2 protein-coding genes are annotated in these 1,739 nt (G+C 51.6%); both read left to right on the forward strand.

The features are described 5' to 3' along the window. Window positions 1-49 precede the first annotated feature (49 nt). Window positions 50-595, forward strand: a complete 546-nt coding sequence (locus INT22_RS06975) for a DUF924 family protein (protein WP_193067938.1) — start codon at window positions 50-52, stop codon at window positions 593-595. 68 nt (window positions 596-663) lie between these two features. Further along, entirely contained in the window at window positions 664-1,719 is a 1,056-nt protein-coding gene (gene rluF / locus INT22_RS06980) for a 23S rRNA pseudouridine(2604) synthase RluF (RefSeq protein WP_193067939.1), read from the forward strand. Window positions 1,720-1,739: the final 20 nt, after the last annotated feature.

Consider the following 1,739-nt stretch of genomic DNA (forward strand, 5'->3'; position numbering starts at 1 on the left):
ACTGCGTGTGGCGGCGCCGTCATCACCTTACTAGGAATTGGGGGGCGCGATGATACAGGATGCTCAGTCAGTACTGTCGTTTTGGTTCAATGAATTGACGCCAGTGCAGTGGTTTAAAAAAGACACATCGATGGATCAGCAGATTACCCAGCGGTTCGGCTCACTGCTGACCAAAGCAGCTGCCTGCGAGTGCTATGAGTGGCGCAGTACCGCCCAGGGTAGGCTGGCCGAAATTATTGTGTTGGACCAGTTTTCGCGAAATATCTACCGTGACCACCCGCAAGCCTTCGCCAGTGACGCGTTAGCCTTAGCGCTTGCACAGGAAGCGGTTGCTTTAGCGGTGGATAACGAACTGGCTCCCGTCGAGCGTAGTTTTTTATACATGCCTTATATGCACAGTGAGTCTGCCGCTATTCATGAGGTGGCAATGCAGCTGTTTGATCAGCCTGGGTTAGAGAACAACCTGGATTTCGAGATTCGTCACAAAGCGATCATTGACCGCTTTGGTCGTTATCCCCACCGCAACGACGTGTTGGGCCGGGTATCTACGCCAGCCGAAATAGAGTTCCTTAAACAACCTGGATCCGGCTTCTAGTTAGGCTTTTAACGTTAGCGTTTGAATTTTGCTTAATCACTTCACCACACTTTTGCCTATGGCGTTTTATGTCGTTACGAAAATCTACCCGCATCAATAAATACATCAGCGAAAGCGGTTTGTGTTCTCGCCGAGAGGCTGACCGCTATGTTGAACAAGGCAACGTTTGGATTAATGGGCGTCGGGCAACGACAGGCGACCAAGTGGTGCCGGGTGATCGGGTTAAGGTCAACGGTCAAGAGATTGAGCCTCAGGAAGAAGAGGATTTAGTGCTTATTGCGCTAAATAAGCCGGTGGGGATTGTCAGTACCACCGAGTCCAGCGAAAAAGACAATATTGTTGAATTCGTGAAACACGGGACGCGCATCTTTCCCATCGGGCGTCTGGATAAAGACTCCCAGGGACTGATCTTTCTAACCAATAATGGCGACTTGGTTAATAAGATCCTGCGCGCTAATAATAATCATGAAAAAGAGTATGTGGTGACGGTCAACAAGCCGATTACCGATGAATTTGTTGCCGGCATGCAAAAGGGTGTACCGATCCTTGGGCAGGTGACTAAAAAGTGTAAAGTGACCAAAGCGTCGACGTTTGTGTTCACTATTACGCTGGTGCAAGGGTTGAACCGCCAGATTCGCCGTATGTGCGAGTACTTTGGCTACGAGGTCACCCAGCTTGTTCGCACACGGATAATGAATGTTTCCCTGCAAGGGTTGGCTCTGGGCGATTGGCGGGATCTAACCCCTAAAGAGATTGATACGATTGTTGCGCTGACAGAAAGCTCTGAGGCAGTGCCTGAAAAGCGCCAGACAGCAAGGCCGGATTACAATTCGGGGTCAGGCGCTAACAAACCGAAAAAAACAGCCACCAAGGCGCGACAGAAACAGGAGCGGCAGAAACAGGGTCGCCAGAAACCGGCTAAGCCGGGTGCTAAAACGGTTGGCAATAAACCGCCGCCCAAGGGTAAAAGAACCGCCAGCGGTAAAGTGAGAACTGGCCCAAAAGCCAGTGCTTCGGGTAAACCGCAGCCCAGGGGCAAAACCGCTGGCGCAGGAAAAAACAGCAAGGCAGGGGCCAAGCCGGTGGGAAAAGGCCGTGTTGGTCGCCCGAAAGGGAAGCGTTAGAGAGTAGGGCGGGCAGCTCT

Origin of the sequence: Halomonas sp. 3D7M, assembly GCF_014897885.1 — a bacterium.
In the GTDB taxonomy this organism is placed as follows: Bacteria; Pseudomonadota; Gammaproteobacteria; order Pseudomonadales; family Halomonadaceae; genus Vreelandella.

Coding starts and splice junctions, on each gene's coding strand:
- INT22_RS06975 (WP_193067938.1), top strand. CDS start 50: ATGATACAGGATGCTCAGTCAGTACTGTCGTTTTGGTTCAATGAATTG.
- rluF (WP_193067939.1), top strand. CDS start 664: ATGTCGTTACGAAAATCTACCCGCATCAATAAATACATCAGCGAAAGC.